Genomic DNA, 298 nt, shown 5'->3' with positions numbered 1-298 from the left:
CGGCTTCTTGTCCGAGTTGTTGTCGTCACGATCCTTCTCGTGATCCTTAACCGGAACCTCGACCTCAACCTTGCCGTCCGGCAGGTCCGGATCCTCAATGGTCACATTAATCGGACCATCAACATCCTCACCCGGAGTAACGATGACCTTGCCGTCCTCGTCAATCTCGACCGGGACGTCCTTGCCATCCTCATCCTTAGCGGAGACCTTGGTGTCGTCGTCCTTGTTCTCAACCTTGATACCAGAATCCTGCGGATCATCAGTCGGATCAACAGTCTTCACATCGGAATCATCAACC

1 protein-coding gene is annotated in these 298 nt (G+C 53.7%); it reads right to left on the bottom strand.

The features are described from left to right. Window positions 1–298: hypothetical protein (locus HMPREF2896_RS12835; RefSeq protein WP_210388755.1), on the bottom strand; the 298-nt coding region annotated here is incomplete at both ends.

It is taken from the genome of Corynebacterium sp. HMSC069E04 (assembly GCF_001813175.1).
Lineage (GTDB): Bacteria > Actinomycetota > Actinomycetes > Mycobacteriales > Mycobacteriaceae > Corynebacterium > Corynebacterium aurimucosum.
Note: the sequence above shows the minus strand (reverse complement) of the source record. Positions and strands in the feature narration are given on the sequence as shown.